The sequence below is a fragment of the Arachnia sp. genome, assembly GCF_057238465.1.
In genome coordinates, this window is the sequence record NZ_DBHHFZ010000028.1 from 1 (window position 1) to 1,629 (window position 1,629).

The following is a 1,629-nucleotide window of genomic DNA, read 5'->3' on the forward strand; positions in this document are numbered from 1 at the left end:
CTCCCTGGCCGTCACCATCGTCCTGGGTGCCGCAGTTACCCTCATCGCCGTCCTGCGTCCAGCGCGCAGGGCCTCTCGCATCTCTCCCCTGGTGGCCATCACCGGGCAGACCGTCGGCGTCAACCGGACCAGGAAGCGGCGCTGGGCTGCTGTCAGTGGGCTCGTTCTCATCCTGACTGGCGGCGTCCTCCTCGTGTCGGGGATGACCGGGCACAACCTCTACATCGTGGCTGGCGGCGCCGCCCTCATCGCCCTGGGAATCCTGGCGGCTCTGCCCCTGCTGATAGTCCTCATCGTCAGCATCACCGGACGGGTCGGGGCTAAGGGCCGGTATCCTCTCCTTCATCTGGCCGCTCGCAACCTGGTTCGCAACCCCGGCCGCTCCACTGCTACCGCCGCCACTCTTCTCATCGGGGTCATGATCGGCTCGACCTTGTTCGTAGGCCTATTCTCCTTCAGCTCGTCCTTTCAAAGCATCCTGAACCAGGCCTCGCCCACCGATATCACGATCTTCGGGGTGACGCCGCAGACCGACAGTGCCGCTCTGACCTCCACCATCAGGAGCATTGACGGTGTGCAGGGCACCGTCCTCGTCCCCATCCTCGACCTGACCCAGACCGTGAACGGCAGCACCAGGCAGACTGACGTCGTCTCCATCGACACCGCCACCATTGCCCCCATTGTTCGCTCCACCGAGGGCCTGGAGGACCTCGACGACAACACCCTTATCGTCGGCGAAATCTATGACATTCCCGACGGCGCCGCGGTCACCCTCACCGGGCCGGCCGCCAGCGCCACCCTGACCGCCCGCGTCAGGGAGGGCTGGGGCGCTGCCGTCACCCCCGCCACCGCCGAGCGCCTCAACGGCGCCGCTCCCACCAACGCCATGATGTGGGTGCGCGCCAAGGGCGAAGAACCCACTCAAGCGCTCGAGAGTGCCGTGCGTCAGGCCACCCGCGGCCAGGATCTCATGGTCAAGGACAGTGCCCAGGGACGCGACGCCTTCAGCGATGCGCTCAACCAGATAATGCTCCTCACCTGCCTGGTCATGGGAGCCGCTCTTATTATCTCCTTGACCGGCCTGGCCAATATCACCGACGTCTCCGTCCTGGAGCGCACCCGCGAGATCGGCGTCCTGCGCGCCACCGGCGCCGACCGTTCACAAATCCGCCGCCTCATCATCACGGAGACCGTCCTCCTGGCCGTCATAGGCGGAACCCTCGGCATTATCGCTGGAACCGCTCTCGGGGCAGCTGGTTCACTAGCGGTATTGGGCAACGGCGGACTTGAAGTCGCCATCCCCTGGCTCCCACTGGCCGGACTTCTGGCCATCGCGCTCCTGGTCGGTGCCACCGCCTCGCTAAGGCCTGCCAGACGAGCCGCCGCCATGATGCCGATCACTGCTTTGGCCACCGACTGACACAACAGAATTTTCCAAGCTTCCCCATTCGGGGAAGGTGCGCGGAGACCTCCGCACACCACACAATCCCAGACGAGACCCGTCTGGAGCACAGAGAAGGACACACCCATGGATAACCAGTTCATCCGTCGCAGCAACAGCCTGACCGACGTCAACCGCAGCTATCGCATGGAGGACGGCCGGCTCACGCCCATGCGCTCCCTCCGCTC

Annotated in this window: 1 protein-coding gene; it reads left to right on the forward strand. The window is 65.3% G+C overall.

Going from position 1 to position 1,629, the window contains the following annotated elements; genetic code table 11:
- Positions 1-1,420 (forward strand): FtsX-like permease family protein (locus ACO6D6_RS15415; RefSeq protein ID WP_484786120.1); only part of this gene is annotated, 1,420 nt, incomplete at its 5' end.
- Between the last annotated feature and the right edge of the window lie 209 nt (positions 1,421-1,629).